This is a genomic window from Nocardia sp. XZ_19_231, from assembly GCF_015355705.1.
Classification (GTDB): domain Bacteria; phylum Actinomycetota; class Actinomycetes; order Mycobacteriales; family Mycobacteriaceae; genus Nocardia; species Nocardia salmonicida.
This window is the reverse complement of sequence record NZ_JACUZI010000004.1, coordinates 618,796-636,651: the sequence shown is the minus strand read 5'-3', so window position 1 is coordinate 636,651 and position 17,856 is coordinate 618,796. Positions and strand designations below refer to the sequence as shown.

General features: G+C 68.6%; 18 protein-coding genes. 12 read left to right on the top strand and 6 right to left on the bottom strand.

The window, feature by feature from the left end:
• The first annotated feature begins 9 nt into the window (after nt 1–9).
• Nucleotides 10–384 carry a DUF2784 domain-containing protein gene (locus tag IBJ82_RS21470; RefSeq protein WP_194827733.1) on the top strand — a complete coding sequence of 125 codons (375 nt, stop codon included), beginning with the start codon at nt 10–12 and terminating at the stop codon, nt 382–384.
• On the opposite strand, the gene IBJ82_RS21465 is transcribed toward IBJ82_RS21470, so the two are convergent.
• On the bottom strand, nt 365–1,048 hold the full coding sequence (locus tag IBJ82_RS21465; RefSeq protein WP_228537430.1) for a thioesterase II family protein: 684 nt from the start codon (nt 1,046–1,048) through the stop codon (nt 365–367). The two genes, IBJ82_RS21470 and IBJ82_RS21465, sit on opposite strands and share 20 nt — an antisense overlap.
• Nucleotides 1,049–1,159: 111 nt before the next feature.
• Here IBJ82_RS21465 and IBJ82_RS21460 point away from each other — a divergent pair, with 111 nt between their 5' ends.
• Nucleotides 1,160–2,578 (top strand): CoA transferase, encoded by a 1,419-nt coding sequence (locus IBJ82_RS21460; protein WP_194827732.1) that lies wholly within the window; start codon nt 1,160–1,162, stop codon nt 2,576–2,578.
• A gap of 13 nt (nt 2,579–2,591) precedes the next feature.
• On the opposite strand, the gene IBJ82_RS21455 is transcribed toward IBJ82_RS21460, so the two are convergent.
• Nucleotides 2,592–3,161 (bottom strand): TetR/AcrR family transcriptional regulator, encoded by a 570-nt coding sequence (locus IBJ82_RS21455; RefSeq protein ID WP_194827731.1) that lies wholly within the window; start codon nt 3,159–3,161, stop codon nt 2,592–2,594.
• Nucleotides 3,162–3,267: 106 nt separating this feature from the next.
• Here IBJ82_RS21455 and IBJ82_RS21450 point away from each other — a divergent pair, with 106 nt between their 5' ends.
• From IBJ82_RS21450 to IBJ82_RS21440, 3 genes are read left to right on the top strand one after another with little or no spacing between them, the layout of a single operon-like run.
• A complete protein-coding gene (locus IBJ82_RS21450) occupies nt 3,268–4,482 on the top strand; it encodes an FAD-dependent monooxygenase (protein ID WP_194827730.1) in 1,215 nt (404 codons plus the stop codon).
• 55 nt (nt 4,483–4,537) lie between these two features.
• On the top strand, nt 4,538–5,578 hold the full coding sequence (locus IBJ82_RS21445) for a nucleoside hydrolase (RefSeq protein ID WP_194827729.1): 1,041 nt from the start codon (nt 4,538–4,540) through the stop codon (nt 5,576–5,578).
• On the top strand, nt 5,575–6,456 hold the full coding sequence (locus IBJ82_RS21440) for an amidohydrolase family protein (protein WP_194827728.1): 882 nt from the start codon (nt 5,575–5,577) through the stop codon (nt 6,454–6,456). The genes IBJ82_RS21445 and IBJ82_RS21440 overlap by 4 nt, the downstream gene beginning before the upstream one ends.
• On the opposite strand, the gene IBJ82_RS21435 is transcribed toward IBJ82_RS21440, so the two are convergent.
• The 3 genes from IBJ82_RS21435 to IBJ82_RS21425 all read right to left on the bottom strand — a co-directional run bounded on the left by IBJ82_RS21435 (nt 6,457) and on the right by IBJ82_RS21425 (nt 9,430).
• The gene (locus IBJ82_RS21435) at nt 6,457–7,494 is read right to left on the bottom strand and encodes an alpha/beta hydrolase family protein (RefSeq protein WP_194827727.1); all 1,038 of its coding nucleotides are present in this window, start codon (nt 7,492–7,494) and stop codon (nt 6,457–6,459) included. It abuts the gene before it with no gap.
• A 146-nt stretch (nt 7,495–7,640) separates the two neighbouring features.
• Entirely contained in the window at nt 7,641–8,279 is a 639-nt protein-coding gene (locus IBJ82_RS21430) for a response regulator transcription factor (protein WP_194827726.1), read from the bottom strand.
• Nucleotides 8,276–9,430: a sensor histidine kinase gene (locus tag IBJ82_RS21425; protein ID WP_370585408.1), complete on the bottom strand. Its 1,155-nt coding sequence runs from the start codon at nt 9,428–9,430 to the stop codon at nt 8,276–8,278. The genes IBJ82_RS21430 and IBJ82_RS21425 overlap by 4 nt, the downstream gene beginning before the upstream one ends.
• 251 nt (nt 9,431–9,681) lie before the next feature.
• Between IBJ82_RS21425 and IBJ82_RS21420 the strand changes: the two genes are divergently transcribed.
• Together IBJ82_RS21420 and IBJ82_RS21415 are read left to right on the top strand one after the other, a co-directional pair.
• Nucleotides 9,682–11,124, top strand: coding sequence for a multicopper oxidase family protein (locus IBJ82_RS21420; RefSeq protein ID WP_194827849.1), 1,443 nt, complete (start codon nt 9,682–9,684; stop codon nt 11,122–11,124).
• Nucleotides 11,125–11,180: 56 nt separating this feature from the next.
• The gene (locus IBJ82_RS21415) at nt 11,181–12,533 is read left to right on the top strand and encodes a TIGR01777 family oxidoreductase (RefSeq protein WP_194827724.1); all 1,353 of its coding nucleotides are present in this window, start codon (nt 11,181–11,183) and stop codon (nt 12,531–12,533) included.
• A 129-nt stretch (nt 12,534–12,662) separates the two neighbouring features.
• On the opposite strand, the gene IBJ82_RS21410 is transcribed toward IBJ82_RS21415, so the two are convergent.
• Nucleotides 12,663–13,499, bottom strand: a complete 837-nt coding sequence (locus IBJ82_RS21410; RefSeq protein WP_194827723.1) for a MerR family transcriptional regulator — start codon at nt 13,497–13,499, stop codon at nt 12,663–12,665.
• Between the two features lie 174 nt (nt 13,500–13,673).
• On the opposite strand from IBJ82_RS21410, the gene IBJ82_RS21405 reads away from it, so the two are divergent.
• From IBJ82_RS21405 to IBJ82_RS21385, 5 genes are all read left to right on the top strand, one after another.
• Nucleotides 13,674–14,267: a lipocalin family protein gene (locus IBJ82_RS21405; protein ID WP_194827722.1), complete on the top strand. Its 594-nt coding sequence runs from the start codon at nt 13,674–13,676 to the stop codon at nt 14,265–14,267.
• Nucleotides 14,264–15,574 (top strand): deoxyribodipyrimidine photo-lyase, encoded by a 1,311-nt coding sequence (locus IBJ82_RS21400; protein WP_194827721.1) that lies wholly within the window; start codon nt 14,264–14,266, stop codon nt 15,572–15,574. The genes IBJ82_RS21405 and IBJ82_RS21400 overlap by 4 nt, the downstream gene beginning before the upstream one ends.
• Nucleotides 15,575–15,694: 120 nt before the next feature.
• Nucleotides 15,695–16,348, top strand: coding sequence for a fasciclin domain-containing protein (locus tag IBJ82_RS21395; protein WP_194827720.1), 654 nt, complete (start codon nt 15,695–15,697; stop codon nt 16,346–16,348).
• 122 nt (nt 16,349–16,470) lie between these two features.
• Nucleotides 16,471–17,118 carry an ECF RNA polymerase sigma factor SigK gene (sigK, locus tag IBJ82_RS21390; RefSeq protein WP_194827719.1) on the top strand — a complete coding sequence of 216 codons (648 nt, stop codon included), beginning with the start codon at nt 16,471–16,473 and terminating at the stop codon, nt 17,116–17,118.
• Nucleotides 17,115–17,852: an anti-sigma factor gene (locus IBJ82_RS21385; protein ID WP_194827718.1), complete on the top strand. Its 738-nt coding sequence runs from the start codon at nt 17,115–17,117 to the stop codon at nt 17,850–17,852. The genes sigK and IBJ82_RS21385 overlap by 4 nt, the downstream gene beginning before the upstream one ends.
• Nucleotides 17,853–17,856 lie beyond the last annotated feature (4 nt).

Genomic DNA, 17,856 nt, shown 5'->3' with positions numbered 1-17,856 from the left:
TCTGAATAGGTGCCGTTCCAGGTGTTGGCCGACATTCTCGCCGTCACCCACGTCGCGTTCATCGCGTACGTGGTCGCCGGCGGATTCCTCGCGTGGCGATGGCCTCGCACCATCGGCCTGCACGCGATGGCCGTGGCCTGGGGTTTCGGCACCATCCTGATCGGCTTCCACTGCCCGCTGACCTACGCCGAGAACTGGGCGCGCAGACGAGGCGGAGTGGGCGAGTTGCCCGAGGCGGGATTCATCGACCACTACCTGACCGGGGTGATCTACCCCGACAGCGCGCTCGGCCTGGTCCGCGCGCTCGTGGCGGTGACGGTGCTCGTCTCCTGGCTCGGCTACGCGCGCCTGTACCAGCGCCGACTCAGTTCACGTGCCGTGTGATCTCCTGCGCCACCGCGGCGTGCTGTGCGTCGAGATAGAAGTGCCCGCCGCCGAAGGTACGCATGCTGAACGGCCCGGAGGTGACCGCACGCCACTGCTCGGCCTGAGCCACGGTGGTCGTGGGGTCCTCGGTGCTGACGAGCGCGACGACCGGGCAGCTCAGTAGCGGTCCCGGCCGATGCCGATAGGTCTCGACCGCCTGGTAGTCGGCGCGAACGGCGGGCAGTACCAGATCGGCGAGTCCCGGTTCGGTGCGCAGCAGTCGTACCGGGGCCGGGTCGTTCGCCAGCCGCTCCAGGTCGTCGATGAGCGCGGCGTCCGATGCCTGGTGCAGCCGGGCGGTTTCGACGAACTCCGGCGCGGGACGGCCGGACACGACGAGAGCGCGAACGGGTTGTCCGTCGGCGGCCAGTCGCAGCGCTGTCTCGTAGGCCACGGTGGCGCCCATACTGTGCCCGAACAGCGAACGCGTCGCTGCAGGCCGACGCGCGATGTCGGCGGCGATCCGGTCGGCGAGCAGATGCAGGTCGGTGATCATCGGATCGCCCAGACGGTCCTGCCTGCCCGGATACTGCACCGCCGTCACGTCGACGTCAGGGCCGATGTGTCGCGCCAACTCCCGATAGAAGGTCGCCGACCCACCGCCCGGCGGAAAGCACGTCAATCGCCCACCTGTCGCGGTACCCGGTCGCAGTATTCGAACCCACTCCGTCGCAGCCGTATTCACGCCCACATCACACTCCTCACCGTCGTCACCGCAACTAGGCTGGTCGATGTGACCACCGCGCAGCAGCTCGTCCACGCCTACGAGACGGGACTGGGACTGCCCCCCTCCGGCGACGCCGACGTGCCCGACCCCGGTGCGCGGTTGGCGGCCACCCTACCGGTGTGGGCGCTCGCGGCGGGTTCGGTCGCGGTGGCGAGCGCGGCCGCCAACCGCGTGCGGGCGGCGCACAGTCTGTCCGTCAGTCCGGTTAGCCTCGACGCCGACCGAGTGACCGGGGCGTTCAGCAGCGAACGACTGTTCCGTCGACACGGCAGCGCACCGGAGTTCTTCGCGGAGCTGTCGGGCTTCTTTCGCACCGCCGACGGCTGGGTCCGCACCCACGCGAACTACCCACATCACCGTGAACGATTGCTGCGGGCGCTCGAACTCGCGGCAGACAGTGACGCCGCCCAGTTCACCGCCAGGGTGGGCGCGATGAAAGGCGCCGAGGTCGAAGACGCCGCCGCAGGCGCCGGTGCCATCGCCGTGCGAGTCCGCACCGAGGGCGAATGGGCGGATAGTCCGATGGGCCGCGCCGCTGCGACAGGTCCCTTGGTCGCCGTGGAGACAGGTGACGCTCGTGGGCCGACAGCGGCAGATACCCCGGCCCCACTCGATCGACACGCGGTTGCTCGACTCGGCAGCGGCACCGCCTCCGCTTCTCCGACCGTCGAGCGACCGCTGACCGGCGTTCGCGTACTGGACCTCACCCGTGTCCTCGCAGGCCCGGTCGCCACCCGAACGCTGGCCCTGCTCGGCGCCGACGTGCTCCGTATCGACCCACCGCAACTGCCCGAGATCGACTGGCAGTTCTCCGATACCGGCCAGGGCAAACGCTCCACGCTGCTCGACCTGGGCACCGACCTCGCGACCTTCGACGATCTCCTCGCCGCGGCGGACGTGCTGGTCACCGGTTACCGCCCGGGCGCGCTCGCTGCGGCCGGGGTCAGCGCGGCCCGACGTCCAGGCTTGATCGAGGCGTCCGTGTGCGCCTGGGGTACGAACGGACCGTGGGGTGCGCGACGGGGTTTCGACAGCATCGTCCAAGCGGCATCGGGCATCTCGCTTCTCGAAGGCACACCGGGTCGTCCCGGCGCGCTACCCGCCCAGGCGCTCGACCACGGTTCGGGCTACCTGCTGGCCGCCGGTGTCATGGACGCCCTGCTGGCTCGCACCGACGACGGGCTCGCCCGGACCGTTCGAGTTTCCTTGGCCCGCACCGCGTCCTGGCTCCTGAACGCGGACGACCGCTCCCCCGACCACACCGTCGCCACACCGCCCGAGGAGCCAGCGACTGTCACCCACGGCGAACTGGTCACGGCCGCACCGGTCTTCGCCGAGTACGACGACTACCGCTGGCCCGCACCACCGTACGGATCGGCACAGCCGTTCTGGGTCGAAGCGACCGACCACTACCACCCGGCGTGACGCGTCGCCCCGGTCATTTTCCGGCCAGCGCCGAGACTGCGGCCGTCAACTGATCACCGTTGGCGACCACTTCGCCCGGATTGAGCAACCACAGCACCCCGAGCCCCTGGACGAGCGCGAAGTACATCCGTCCGATGGCTGCGGCCTGGGCGGCGTCGAGTTCGGGGTGTGCCGCCTTGACGTTCGCGGCGAGGTCGTCGAACGCGCCGGATAGCTGGTCCCCGAGTTGGCCCCGCGCGTCATCGGAGCGCACGATCCGCACGATGTTCTCCAGACTGGCCAGCATCGCCTCGTGGTTGTCGGCGAAGACCGCGGGCATCCCGTTCCAGAGCTGCGCGAGCCCTTCCAGTGGCGTTTTCCCCGCGCCGGCGGCGATCAGCCCTTCCATCGCGTCACCGATAGAGTTGCCGAGCGCCTCGCTCAACGCCTCGGTGACCAGGCGGTCCTTCGACCCGAAGTGGTAGCCGATCGCGGCCAGGCTCACCCCCGCCGCGGCGGCGATATCGCGCGCGGTCGCCTTCGCGACGCCGCGCTCCAGAATCACTTTGCGCGCCCCAGCCAGTAGATCTTCCCTGTTGCCCATGCTCCGCAGCCTACCCGATCGTCTCAGACGTTTGTTCTAGACAGACGTGCAAATCTCTGTTAGACATATGTCTGAGACATTCGTACATCAGACGGGAAACACCATTATGAGCATCACCAGCCCCCTGCACGTTCTCGTCTCCGGCGGCGGTATCGCGGGCAACGCGGTCGCACTCCAGTTGCTGCGCAACGGCATTCGCACCACCGTCGTCGAGCGCGCCGCGGTCCCCCGCCCCGGCGGCCAGGCCGTCGATCTGCGTGGCCCGAGCAAGGAGGCCGCCCAGCGGATGGGTCTGATGGCGGGCATCGCCGAGTACCAGCTCGACGAGCGCGGGATGTCCTACGTCGACGGCGACGGCAAGATCTACGCCAGGATGGCGATGGAGGACTTCGACGGCCAGGGCGCCGTCGCCGAAATCGAGATCACCCGCGGCGATCTCAATCAGGTACTACTCGACGCGCTGGCCACCGCCGACAACGGACGGCTCGACTACCGCTACGGCGAATGGATCGACGAGCTCGTCCAGGACGACGCCGGCGTGGAAGTCACCTTCGCCTCCGGGTCCACCGAGCGGTTCGACCTGGTCATCGGCGCCGACGGCATCCATTCGGCGACCCGACGACTCGTTTTCGGACCCGAGGAGAAGTTCAGGACCAACCTCGGTGGATACGGCGCCTTCTTCACCATGCCGAAGCCTGCCGATGTGGAGCCCGGCTGGTTCAGCATGCGCCTGGTGCCCGGTGCCATGCTCGGCATCCGCCCCGACGGCGACCCGGCCACCGCCAAGGCGATCATCACCATGCGCACCGAGGTGGACCCGGCATTGCGCCGCGATACCGACGCCCAGCGCGCGCTCATCGCCGAGACGATCGGCGACGCAGGCTGGCACGCTCCGGCGATCCTCGCCGCGATGGACTCCACACCCGACTTCTACTTCGACGAGATCGCCCGCGTCGACGTTCCCGAGCTGTCCATCGGCCGGGTGACGCTGATCGGCGACGCGGGCTACTGCGGCTCCCCGCTGAGCGGCATGGGCACCGCGATGGCCATCGTCGGCGGCTATGTGCTGGCCGCCGAAATCGCCGCCACGCCAGACGACCTGGCGGGCGCGCAGCAGCGCTACCAGGACAAGATCTCGCCGTTCCTCGACAAGGCCAAGGAGATCCCCGGCGGCGGTATGGCGATGATGATCCCGAAGTCCCCGCTGTTGACGCGACTCGCCAAGGCGAACGTGCGACTCATGATGTCTCGCCCGATGCGTCCGCTGACCAAGAAGATCTTCTTCGGCCACACCGAGGAATTCGCCCTGCCGACCTACTGATCCCACCCACAGACTGGCCGCGGACCCGGTGAGGTCCGCGGCTACTCTCGATGACGTGCCGCAGAAGATCATCCTCGACGTCGATACCGGGATCGACGACTCCCTCGCCATCCTCTACCTGCTGGCCTGCGACGACGCCGAGATCATCGGCATCGCCGCCACCGCGGGCAACGTGGACGGGGCACAGGTCGCGGCCAACACCCTGGCGATGCTCGACCTGGGCCGGGCACCCGAGATCGAGGTGGCGCTCGGCGCGGCCGAACCGCTGGCAATCCCCTTGCGCACCACCGAGGACACCCACGGTCCGCAGGGCCTCGGGTACGCCGAACTGCCCGTCTCGCCGCGTTCGCTGTCGTCGCGGTCGGCGGCCCAACTCTGGGTCGACCTGGTTCGCGCCGATCCCGGCGAGGTGACCGGCCTGTGCACCGGGCCGTTGACCAATCTCGCGCTGGCGCTGCGCATCGAACCCGAACTGCCGCGCCTACTGCGCCGTCTGGTCATCATGGGCGGCGCGTTCAACCATCCGGGCAATACGACCCCGACCAACGAGTGGAACATCCACGTCGACCCCGAAGCGGCCAAAGAGGTGTTCGACGCCTTCTCGGCGGCGCCGCCGGACCGCAGACCGCTGGTCTGCCCGCTGGACATCACCGAGTCCATCGAGATGATCCCCGAACATCTCGAACTCCTGGCGCAGGCGGCCCACAGCGCACCGATCGAGCACGTCGACGCGGGCGATCCCCCCGAATTCCGTTCGGCGGCGAGCAATCCGATCATCCGCTATCTCACCGACGCGGTGCGGTTCTATTTCGACTTCCACCACCAGTACGACCTGGGCTACCTGGCGCACATGCACGACCCGTTCGCCGCCGCGGTGGCACTCGACCCGACCCTGGCGACCACGCGCCCGGCCACCGTCGACGTGGAATTGGCGGGCACCATCACCCGCGCCACCACCGTCGCCGACTGGGCGGGCATCTGGGGCCGAGAACCCAACGCCGACATCGTGATCGGCACCGACCCCGCCGTTTTCTTCGAACGCCTCGTCACCCGCGTCGGCGCCCTGGCCCGCCGCCTCTACCCGGAGCAGTCATGACCGTAGACACCGTTGCCTATCTCGCCGACTTCCGCGCTCGCTACAACCTGCCCGCGATCGTCGATGTCCACACCCACTTCATGCCCGATCAGGTGATGCGCAAGGTCTGGGCGTACTTCGACGCCGCCGGGCCGCTGACCGGTCGACCGTGGCCGATCACCTATCGCGACGACGAACAGGTGCGCCTGAAAACCTTGCGCGACTTCGGCGTCCGCGCGTTCACCTCGCTTGTGTACCCGCACAAGCCGGAGATGGGCGCCTGGCTCAACGACTGGACCGCAGAGTTCGCCGCCCGCACCCCCGAGTGCCTGCACACGGCTACCTTCTACCCCGAGCCGGACGCGCCACGCTATGTCCGCGAGGCCATCGACAACGGCGCGCGAGTGTTCAAGGTGCACATCCAGGTCGGCGCGTTCTCGCCGTTGGACCCCCTGCTCGACCCGGTGTGGGCGATCCTCGCCGAATCCGGCACGCCCGTTCTCATCCACTGCGGATCCGGTCCCGCCCCTGGCGAATTCACCGGGCCCGCCCCCATCGCCGAACTCCTGCGGCGCTTCCCGACCCTGCGCTTGATCGTCGCGCACATGGGAACCCCCGAATACAGTGAGTTCCTCGATCTGGCCGAGCAGTACCCGCTGCTCTATCTCGACACCACCATGGTGTGGACCGATTTCAGCGAAGGCGGTGCGCCCTTCCCGCCCGCCGAACGAGAACGCCTGCGCCGCTTCGCCGATCGCATCCTGTTCGGCAGCGACTTCCCCAACATCCCGTATCCCTACGCCGAGGCGGTGGCCGCGCTGGAGCGCCTCGACCTCGGTCCGGACTGGCTGCGCAAGGTCTGCCACGACAACGCCGTGCGGTTGTTCGAGCTCGACTGATCAGGCGGGGATACCCATCCCTTCGGCCAGCAGCGGCCACGAGTTCTTGAACGCCTTCTGCCAGTAGCCCCACGAGTGGGTGCCCTGGGTCGACAGGTCGAAGGTCGCGGGGATGTCGAGTTCGTCCAGCCGCTGCTGCAGATTCTTGGTGCACCACCGGGTGGTGGCCTCGATGACGCCGCCGACGACGATCTGGTTGGCCAATCCGACCGGCCCCCACGTGACCAGGTGCGAGTCGCCGGGCTTGTCGAATTCGCCGGGCAGGCCGTTGCCGTTGGACACGTAGAGCTTCGTCCCGCGCAGACCTTCGGCGTTCACGACGGGATCGTTGGCGGCCCAGGCCGGATCGCCGGGAGGTCCGTACATGTTCGACGCGTCGCCACCGCCGGTCCCGACGACGACATTGACGAACTGCCTGCCCACCGGGTCACTGATCTGGGCGCAGCCGCTGTAGGCGGCGACCGAGCGGAACAGTCCCGGCTTGGCGATCGCGAGTTGCAGGACGGAGGTGGCCGTCATCGAGTTGGCCGCGATCGCGTTCTTGCCGGTCGTCGCGAACATCGTGTCGACGATGGTGGGTAGTTCGTCGAGGAAGAAAGTGCGCCACTTGTTCACGCCCAGCATGGGATCGGGCTCGCGCCAATCGGTGTAGTAGCTCCACGCACCGCCCACGGGCATCACCACGTTGACGTCCTTGCCGGCCAGGAAGTCCACCACGTCGGTGTTCTGCTCCCAGGTGGCCGTGTCCTCACCGCCGCCCGCGCCGTTCACCAGGTACAGCGACGGCCGCGGCACCGACGTGTCGGCGGGCCGCTGCACTTTGACGGAGACTTCGCGCCCCATGGCCGCGGAGTGGATCCGCACCGTCACCTGCCGACCGTCGATCGCGGTCACCTCGGCCCGCGACCCTTCGCTGGTCACGACTGGATTCACCACCGCCACAGCGGCTTCCGGACCCTGTGCGTGCACCTCGCCCGCGCTCATCATCGTCGAGCACACCGCGACGAGCACCGCCGAGACCGCACTGCGGCACTTCATCGATTCAACCTCCACACACCGAAACAGACCGCTCAGTGCGGTCGATCACAGTATCGGGCTAGGTCACATCGCCGTTACCGTCCTCATACCATTTCGTCACCAACGACCCGCTGTGATTGGTCACTGTCACAATGCGGCCCGAGCGATCAGCCGGTGATCTTGGACGCGTAAACAGCGAGCCGAATCCGGTTGTCGGTGCCCGTTTTGTCGAGCAGGTTGGCGACGTGACTCTTCACGGTGCTCACGCCGAGATGGAGCTGGTCGGCGATCGCCTGATTGCCGTGCCCGGCGCCGACCAGGCGCAGAACATCGAGTTCACGAGGCGTCAGATCGGCAGGCAGGGCCGGTGTTTCAGGGGCTGATTGCGCTGCGAGAGCCCGCCCGACCAGTCGGCGCAGGAGCGCGGGTGAGAACAGCAGATCTCCGTCCACCGTGCGCCGGATCGCGTCGAGCAGCACAGCGGGCTCGGTGTCTTTGACGAAATAGCCCGCGGCCCCGGCCGACAGCGCGGGGAACAAATGTTCGTCGTCGTCGAAGGTGGTGAGTACGAGCACCTTCGCGCGCGGTGTCGAGGCAAGGATCTGCCGGGTCGCCGCGACACCGTCCAGTCCCGGCATGCGCAGATCCATGACGACCAGGTCGGGGGTCAGCTCGGCGTACAGTCGCACCGCCTCGACGCCGTCGGCCGCTTCGCCGACAACGACGAGATCGGTGGTGTCCTCGATGAGCATCCGCAGGCCGGCGCGGACGAGACGCTGATCATCCACCAGCAAGACCGTGATCACGACGCCTCCACTCCCTTGGTGCTGTCCGGCAGCCAGGCGCGCACCGTCCAACTCTCGTCGTCGGCGCCTTTGCCGACAGTGAGGGTGCCACCCGCGAGTTCGGCGCGCTCGCGCATCCCGACGATTCCGTGTCCCGCGACGGCAGTCGCCTGGTGAACGCCGCTGACGACCTCGATCGAGATCCCGTCGTCGTGTCTGCCGATCCGGAATCGCACCGGCACACCATGATCGGCGTGTTTCATCACGTTGGTCAGTGATTCCTGTACCAGCCGCAGCAGGGTGAGCCTGCTGATCGCGTCGAGCCCGCCGAGGTCGGCATCGACCTCGGCCTCCACGGCGAACCCGGCGGCACGAGCCCGGGTGAGCGCGGCGTCGATCTCGGTAGCGACCGCGTCGGTGTCGACCAGGGCGACGGTGCCCAGAGCAGGATCACGCAGGGCGGCGAGCAGCCTGCGGATGTCGGCGAGCGCGTCGGCCGCAGTGCCACGGACGTCGTCGAGGACAGCGACGATGCGCGGATCAGCTTCTCGCACAACGTGTTCGGCCACCGAGATCCGCAGGATGATCGATGCCATGTGATGCGCGACCACATCGTGGAGTTCTCTGGCCAGTGCGGCGCGCTCGTCGAGACGGGTCCGCGCTTGCGCCTCGACAGCGCGCAGTCGCAGATTCTGCGCCAGGTCATGCTGTCCGCGCAGGTACAGCCCGAGCAGCAACGGCAGTCCCACATACGCCGCGGCCTCGACGAGGGTGGACGCCCGCCCGATCGAGTTGTCGTGCAGACCGACCCGCCCGAGCATCACCGCGGCTGCCCATCCCGCGGTCGCCACCGCCACGATCGACCACCGGTGCGTGCGCGCCACCACATCGACCAGGGCCACCGCGCCGAGGTAGGGCACCAGGCCCGATACGCCCCAGGCCTCCGTGCGCAACATCGGTACAGCCAGCGCCGACAGCACCAGCGAGACCGCGAGCGGCCATCGCGATCCGGCCGCGAACACCACGGCCGCCGTCATCGCCGGCAGCCAATAGTGCGCGGGTACGCGGTACTGGTCCGGGTAGGTGCTGGCCAGCAGCAACACCGGGATCAGCACCAGCGGCAGCCACCGCAGCAGCCCGCGCAGGTCGCGGCGGGCACGGATGTCGATCACGCCCCCACGGTAGGCGACCGAAAGGTTCGGACCGCACCAGCAGGCGGTCGGCGCGTCCGCGAGAGCGGCTCGATGTACCACGCGACCGGCATGTCCGCAAGGGCCGTGCGGGCGGAATCCGGTGGGTCCGGTCCGGCTGTTCGGCGGAGTCGCAGCCGCCGTCATCGCATGAAGCTGGAGGTTCCCGCACAGAAGGAGCACATGTGGTCTCGCGACGAGGATTTCTCACCGGGCTGGCCCTCACACCGGTGATGTACGCGGCCGGGTGTTCGATCCGCCCGTCGACACCTGGTCCGGGCGCCGGCTCGACCCGCCCGCTGCCTATCCCGCCACTGGCCGCCGCTGCCGTCGGAGCGGACGGCGTCCGCCGGTTCACGCTGCGGGCGCAGGCAGGCACCACCGAGATGATCCAAGGTAAGCAGACCCCCACCTGGGGCTACAGCGGGTCGATTCTCGGGCCGACGGTGCGCGCTCGACGCGGCGAGAAGGTCGCCTTCACCATCACCAATGAGCTGCCCGAGCCCACCTCGGTGCACTGGCACGGCATGCACCTGCCCGCGAAGTTCGACGGTGGTCCCCATCAGATGATCGGGCCGGGCGCGGTGTGGGCGCCGACGTGGACGGTGCAGCAGCAGGCCGCGACGCTCTGGTACCACCCGCATCCACACGGCGCGACCGAAAAGCATGTCCACCGTGGGCTTTCCGGCTTCTTCCTGATCGACGACGATGCGGCGGACGCACTGGAATTGCCGAAAGACTACGGCGTCGACGACATTCCGGTGGTAATTCAGGATCGCCGGTTCACCGCCGACGGCGCACTCGACGAATCCGACGCCACCGATGTCGGCCTGCTCGGCGACACGATCGTCACCAACGGCATCGCCAACGCCCACCTGTCGGTCACCACCGACCGGGTCCGGTTGCGAATCCTCAACGGCTCGTCGGGCCGCCTCTACAACCTCGCCTTCGCCGACGGCAGAACGTTCCAGCTCATCGCCACCGACGGCGGCCTGCTCCCGAAACCATTTTCCACGAACCGGATTCAGCTCAGCCCCGGTGAACGTGCCGAGGTGGTGGTCACCGTTGGTGCGGGCGAGAACGTCACGTTACGGTCGCTGCCGATCAGCGAGCGCGCGGGCATCGACCGCGCCACTGAGTTCGGCTTCGACGACACCTTCGACATCCTGACACTGCGTGCCGCCGGATCGCTACGACCTTCCGCCGCGCTGCCCACGACGCTGATCCCGATGCGCGCCCTCGCCTCCGCGACCACCGCACCGACCCGCTCGTTCGACCTGCAATGGTTCATGATCAACAACCGCCGCATGGACATGAACCGCATCGACATGAGCATTCCCGTCGACACCACCGAAGTCTGGACGGTCCGCAACAAGGACAACTGGCCGCACAACTTCCACGTCCACGACGTCCAATTCCAGATACTCGCTGTCGACGGAACACCGCCTCCCCCAGCCCTTTCCGGCTGGAAGGACACCGTCTACACCGCCCCCGACATCACCTACACCCTCGCCATGCACTTCGCCGACCACACCGATCCCACCTACCCGTACATGTACCACTGCCACCTCCTCCACCACGAAGACCAGGGCATGATGGGCCAATTCCTGGTCCTCGCCCCTGGTCAGCAACCCGCTCCCATGCAGATGGACATGGGCGCGATGGGCCACGGCTGAGTCCGCGTTCGATGCGTCATCGCTTCAAAGATCGCTGATGTGGCTACAGTCGAGTCATGGGCATCGAGTGTTCTGGCATCGTCGCAACACCCCGGGCCGACGTCTTCGCCTGGTTCGCTCGTCGCGGTGCGTTCGCGCGCTTGGCTCCGCCGTGGCAACCGGTCACCCTGCTCGACGAGGCCGATTCGCTGGCCACCGGGCGTGCGGTGCTCGGTCTTCCCGGCGGGCTGCGCTGGGTCGCTGCGCACGACCCCGAGCAGTATCACCCGCCGGAGCGGTTCGCCGACGCAGTCGCGGCGGACGGGCCTGCCTCGTTGCCGGTCTCGCGGCTGTTGCCGTGGCGGCACGTCCACGAGTTCGACGAGATCGACGACGCGCACACCCGGGTCATCGATCGGGTGCAGACCCCGATTCCGGAGTCGGTCTTGCGGCCGATGTTCGACTACCGCTACCGCCAGCTGACCAACGATCTGGCCGCCCACCTGCGTGCGAGCCAGTCCGGTTGGCAACCGTCGACGATCGCGATCACCGGCGCGTCGGGGCTGGTCGGCTCCGCGTTGAGCGCCTTCCTCAGCACCGGCGGGCATCGCGTAGTGCGGTTGGTCCGCCATGGCGCACGTCATCGCGACGAACGACAGTGGGACCCCGCCGCGCCCGCCGCCGATCTGCTCGCCGACGTCGATGCCGTGGTTCATCTGGCCGGGGCATCCATCGCGGGACGGTTCACCGCCGCGCATCGGCGAGCGGTGGCCGACAGCCGCATCGAGCCGACCCGGCGGCTCGCCGAGCTCGCCGCCGCCTCGGGGGTCGACACCTTCGTCAGCGCTTCGGCCATCGGCTACTACGGATACGACCGCGGTGAGCAGACGCTGACCGAGCAGTCCGAGCGCGGTGACGGGTTTCTGGCCGATGTGGTCGAGCAGTGGGAGGACGCCTGCGAGCCCGCCGCGGTGGGCGGAGTCCGCGTCGTGCGGGTGCGCACCGGCATCGTCCAGTCTCCGCGTGGCGGGACCCTGCGGTTGCTGCGACCGTTGTTCAGCGCCGGGCTCGGTGGGCGGATCGGGGACGGCCGACAGTGGTTGTCGTGGATCGGTATCGACGATCTCGTCGACGTCTACCACCGCGCGCTCTGGGACGACACCCTGCGCGGACCGGTCAATGCTGTTGCGCCGCAGGCGGTTCGCAACAGCGACTACACCCGCGTGCTGGCACGAGTGCTCCATCGTCCCGCGCTGCTACCGGTCCCGAGTTTCGGTCCGGCCATACTTCTCGGCAGACAGGGGGCGCGTGAACTCGCCGAGGCCAATCAGCGGGTGACGCCGACGCGGCTGACGGAGGCCGGGCACACCTTCCGTACCGAGGACCTGGAGGAGACGCTGCGGCATCTACTCGGACGGACCGCGAGCTGACATAGTTCGGCGTCAGTCGTCAGCACCGAGCGACAGCGGGTCCGCCGACCCCGGTGTCAGGGGTGCCGCATCGACTGAGCATCGTTCGCCCGTCGACACCGAGTCGGCACATTGCGTCTCCGAGAGCATTCAGCGCAGGGCATCGACCGCGAGTGCGAGTCCGCCGATCCGCTCGACCGTCTCGGGCAGCATCACGACCTCCCACCCCGGCCCACCGACGAGCACCCGCGCGCCTGCCCCCGCACACGTCAGCACCGCCGAGGTCAACGCGGTCGACTCCCGTTGCGACCACAGCAGCACCGAGGCCCCGCTCGGATGCCTGGCGAGCGCGTCGGACAGCGCGACCGTCGGCACGTCGGCACCCAGCATGCGCGCACCGACCCCGGCCTGCGCCAGGGCGGCACGCAGCACGTCGAGCGGCAGCGAATGCGTTTCGCCGCTGGTGCAGGCGAGCAGCACGGGCGCACTGCTCTGCGCCGGCTTCACCTGCTGCATGACTGCCGCGATCGACCACGACAGCAGGTGCTCGACGTCGATGCAGCCCTCGCCGCCACCCTGGCGCGCGACGACATCGGCGAAGGCGGGGCGGCACAGGGTCTCCCAGGTCTGGACAACGCCATACGCCCGCACGTGCGCGTCCAGATGCGCGCAGACGGTGGTGGTATCCAGTGCGAACGCCGCGTCGAGCAGGCCGGCGCGGTCACCGAGCACCGGCGCGGGCCCGCGAGCCGCCGCCGCGGCTCCGGCCGGGCTCGCACCGCCGCCGATGAGCTCGAGCATGTGCTCGAGCACGGCGATATCGGTGTCGGAGTAGAGCCGATGGCGGCCGGGCCGGTCCTGGGCGGGACCGATGCCGTAGCGGCGGTTCCAGCTCCGCAGGGTCGCGGTCGGGATGCCGAGACGATCGGCCACCGCGCGCACCGTGAATCCGGCCGCGGCGGATTCGGGAGCAAAACCGGCGGACATCGTTCCATTCTGCCCGCAACGCCCTGACCGGCGCGTCACGGCCCGCCCTCCGCGCGTCGGCGGCGTACGCTGCCCGCCGAACCGACCTCCCGCCGAACCGACCATTTCATGCATCAATAGTGCATCGTTTGCTGCTAGCATGGTGAGAACACCACCTACCCGCGAGGAGTTCCTGTGCGCACCCGTCTCGGCCCGTGGACCACCACCCTGCTGATCGCCGTCGGCCTGTCCGTCGCGGGCTCCGCCACCGCGGCCGCTGAACCGCCCGCGCCGGTACCCCGTCTCGAGCTCGACCGCTATCTCGGCGAATGGCATCAGCTCGCGGCGGTGCCGCAGCCGTTCAACCTCAATTGCGCGCGCGATACCACCGCGACCTACACCCTCGACCCGAGCGGCGACGTCGGTGTGTTCAACCGTTGCCGCACCTGGACCGGCGGCGTCGACGAGATCCGTGGCACCGCGACGGTGAACGACCCGGCCACCAACGCGCAACTGCACGTGAGCTTTCCGGGTGTCCCCGGCCAGGACGGACGCGAGGGAGACACCAACTACATCGTGACCGCGCTCGGCCCGGACTATTCGTGGGCTCTGGTCACCTCGCCGAGCAGGCTGTCCGGTTTCGTCCTCTCCCGCACTCCGGCACTCGACGATGCCACCTGGCAGCAGGTCGACGAGGCGATCAGGGTCGCCGGTCAGGACCCGTGCATCTATCTCACCTCACCCACGACCGGCGGACGCGAGGGCGTGGCGCCCCTCTGCGCACGATGAGCGTCGCCATCGCCCTGTTCACTCGCGACCTGCGCGTGCACGACAATCCGGTGCTCACCGCGGCCGCGCGTAATGCCGACCAGGTGGTGCCGCTGTTCGTCGTCGACGAGGCGTTGGTGCCCGATCGCTGCCCGCCCAATCGCGCGCACTTCCTCGCCGCCGCACTGGCCGAACTCGACAAGGAACTGCGCGCACTCGGTGGCACGCTCGTCGTGCGCCGCGGCGCGGTGATCGACGAAGTCGAGCGAGTGATGAAGGAGACCGGCGCCGCGAGCGTGCACCTGGCCGAGGACGTCAGCGGCTACAGCAGCAAGCGCGAGAAGGCGCTGCGCCAGATCCCCGACATCACCGTGGTGTGCCATTCCGGTTCCATCACAGCCACTTCCGCCGAGCTGGTCCCGTCGACGGGGCGCGATCATTTCGCCGTTTTCACCCCGTACTTCCGGCGCTGGAGCGCGGCCCATCACCGCACCCCGCTGTCGGCGCCGCGATCACTGGCGGTGCCCCGGATCCGGAGCGAGGCGCTGCCAGAGGCGCAGAATCTGAGCTCGGGAGAGCCGTCACCACAGTTGCAGGTCGGCGGGGAGTCCACCGGGCGTGCCCTACTGCGGGACTGGCTCGACGGCCCGATCACCGACTATGCCCGCGACAACGACTTTCTCGCCGCCGACGCCACCTCCCGGTTGTCGCCGTATATCCACTTCGGATGCGTGTCGCCCACCGAGGTGGTGAGCCGGGTCGATGCGTCGGACGAAGGCGGACTCTCGTTCGTCCGACAGCTGGCCTGGCGCGACTTCCACCATCAGGTGCTCGCCGCGCGCCCCGGTGCCGCCTGGTCGGACTACCGCACACGTGTGAGCGCGGGCCCCGACGACGAAAAGGCCGTCGCCGCTTGGCGAGACGGGCGCACCGGCTACCCGATCGTCGACGCGGGCCTGCGGCAACTGCGCGCCGAGGGCTGGATGCCAGGGCGAGCGCGGTTGATCGCGGCCAGCTTCCTCGCCAAGTCGCTACACCAGGACTGGCGGGTCGGCGCGGCACATTTCCTGCGCTGGCTCGTCGACGGCGACCTCGCGAACAACCAGCTCAACTGGCAGTGGGTCGCGGGCACCGGCACCGACACCCGGCCCAACCGGGTACTCAATCCCCTGCGCCAGGCCGACCGCTACGACCCCGACGGCGTCTACGTGCGGCGCTGGCTGCCCGAGTTGGCGCATCTGCCGGGCGCGAGCATTCACCGTCCGTGGCGCGAGAACGTCGACGCGGCGCACTATCCCGCGCCGATCATCGACTGTGTCGGCAGCTAGCGCGATGTCGCCGAAATCGGTACTGCTCGCGACCAGTCCGAACCACCGAGCCTGCCGAACTCCGTTGCGTCCAGAACCTGTGCGGCACTTCGCCGCCTCGACGGAAGTGACGGAAACACCATGCGATCTCTGCCAAGAACTCTCGTTGCGGCAATGCTCCTCGGCTCGGCGCTCGGCCTCGCGGCCTGTTCCGACGACAACTCGAGCACCACCGCCGCCTCGTCCTCCTCCGCGCCGATGACGTCGGCACCGGCCGCAACCACCGGCACGTCCGCAGCCGCGGACCTGGTCGGGCCCGGATGCGCGGCATACGCCGCCCAGGTTCCCAGTGGACCCGGCTCGGTCAGCGGAATGGCCCAGGAACCAGTGGCCGTCGCCGCGTCCAACAACCCGATGCTCACCACCCTGGTTTCGGCGGTCTCGGGCAAGCTCAATCCCGAGGTCAACCTGGTGGATACGCTCAACGGCGGCCAGTTCACCGTTTTCGCGCCTGTCGACTCGGCATTCGCGAAGATCGATCCGGCCACGATCGAGTCGTTGAAGACCGATTCGGCCACGCTCACCTCGATCCTCACCTATCACGTGGTGCCGGGCCAGATCTCGCCGCAGGACATCGCGGGCACCCACAAGACGGTCCAGGGCGCCGACGTGACGGTCAGCGGCTCCGGAGACACGATCAAGGTCGCCGACGCGAACGTCATCTGCGGTGGCGTCCGCACCGCCAACGCCACCGTGTACATGATCGACAGCGTGCTCATGCCGCCCGCGGCGTGATGTCGACGATGGTCGCACCGGCGCGCAGTCCAGCGTCGCAGCAGAAATATCTCGGCGGCGCCCATCCGAACCCGAAGGCAGGCCGAAATCCCTCTCATGCTGAATCAAGCAGGGACCACACGATGACGGCCCGGCCGGGCTCCTCACCGATCCGCCTGCGATCGGTGACCGAGCCGGCTCCGGCCTGCCCGGCGGGTGCTCAACGCGACTATGCCGTGCAAGCGCGGCTGGTCACCTTGCTCGACGATGTCGCGGCAGGTGATCGGTCGGCGTTCGCCGAGTTCTACCGGGCCACCAGCCCACGGGTGTTCGGGCTCGCGCTACGCGTGGTGCGCAACCACGGCGCCGCCGAGGACATCGCCCAGGAGGTGTTCCTCCAGGTCTGGTCGCTGGCCGGGCAGTACGACGCGGCCAAGGCCAGCCCGATCGGCTGGCTGATGATGCTGACCCACCGGCGCGCGGTCGATCGGGTACGGGCCGAGCAGTCGGCCACCCGTCGCGACATCGTGTTCGGTCACGCCCACCTCGGCTGCGACCACGACATCGTGGCCGAGGAGGTCACCCAGCGACTCGACGAGCAGTCGGTGCTGGACTGTCTCGAGACCATGACCGAGCTCCAGCGCGAAGCGGTGGCGCTGGCCTACTACGGCGGCCGCACCTACGTCGAGGTCTCCGAGACCCTGACGGTGCCGTTGCCGACCGTGAAGAGCCGGATCAAAGACGGCTTGAAAAGGCTCGAGAATTGTTTGACCGGAGGAGGTTCCCGATGAACGAGATCGATCGGCGAACGCCCTGGTCGTGGATCGACGAGGCCTACCCGTATGCCATCGACGCGCTCGATCCCGCGCAGCGACAGGCGCTCGACGAGTGGCTCGAGGCCGCCGGACCCGACCGGGCGGCCGAATTCCAGACCGTCGTGCGCCGCATCCAGGAGACCATGGCGGAGCTGACGGTGTTCGACTCGGTTCCGCCACCGGCACGACTCGAATCCGCGCTGATGCGGGCGCTGGACCGCCACGACCCACAGGTACATCCGCTCGCGCGGCACCGCGCGCTCGGCAAGCGGTGGCAATTGCGATGGTTGACCGTCGCCGCCGCGGCGATCGTGGCGGTCGGCGCCGGTGTCGGCATCGCGGTGGTGATGGAGCGCGCGGACGACGGCACGGGAGCCGTCACCGCACAGCAGGTGCTCGACCAGCCCGACAGCAAGGAATCCTCGGTCGCCGTCACCGGCGGCGGCGCGATGACGGTGTATCAGTCGAAGACCCTCGGCGCCGCCGCTGTGTCGTTCGACGATATGCCCGCGCTGCCTGCCGATCGCAGCTACCAACTGTGGCGGCTGACAGGCGAGAGCGACCCACCGAAATCGGTGGCGGTGATGGACGGTCCGGCCTCGGTCGTCACCGCTGTCGACCTCGCCGACACCCTCGCGGTCACCGTCGAGCCCGCCGGTGGTTCGCCCGGGCCGACCACCTCCCCGATCGTCAGCATGATCGTCGGCTGACCCG

Coding starts and splice junctions, on each gene's coding strand:
- IBJ82_RS21455 (WP_194827731.1), bottom strand. CDS start 3,161: ATGGGCAACAGGGAAGATCTACTGGCTGGGGCGCGCAAAGTGATTCTG.
- IBJ82_RS21450 (WP_194827730.1), top strand. CDS start 3,268: ATGAGCATCACCAGCCCCCTGCACGTTCTCGTCTCCGGCGGCGGTATC.
- IBJ82_RS21440 (WP_194827728.1), top strand. CDS start 5,575: ATGACCGTAGACACCGTTGCCTATCTCGCCGACTTCCGCGCTCGCTAC.
- IBJ82_RS21435 (WP_194827727.1), bottom strand. CDS start 7,494: ATGAAGTGCCGCAGTGCGGTCTCGGCGGTGCTCGTCGCGGTGTGCTCG.
- IBJ82_RS21420 (WP_194827849.1), top strand. CDS start 9,682: ATGTACGCGGCCGGGTGTTCGATCCGCCCGTCGACACCTGGTCCGGGC.
- IBJ82_RS21415 (WP_194827724.1), top strand. CDS start 11,181: ATGGGCATCGAGTGTTCTGGCATCGTCGCAACACCCCGGGCCGACGTC.
- IBJ82_RS21410 (WP_194827723.1), bottom strand. CDS start 13,499: ATGTCCGCCGGTTTTGCTCCCGAATCCGCCGCGGCCGGATTCACGGTG.
- IBJ82_RS21400 (WP_194827721.1), top strand. CDS start 14,264: ATGAGCGTCGCCATCGCCCTGTTCACTCGCGACCTGCGCGTGCACGAC.
- IBJ82_RS21395 (WP_194827720.1), top strand. CDS start 15,695: ATGCGATCTCTGCCAAGAACTCTCGTTGCGGCAATGCTCCTCGGCTCG.
- sigK (WP_194827719.1), top strand. CDS start 16,471: ATGACGGCCCGGCCGGGCTCCTCACCGATCCGCCTGCGATCGGTGACC.
- IBJ82_RS21385 (WP_194827718.1), top strand. CDS start 17,115: ATGAACGAGATCGATCGGCGAACGCCCTGGTCGTGGATCGACGAGGCC.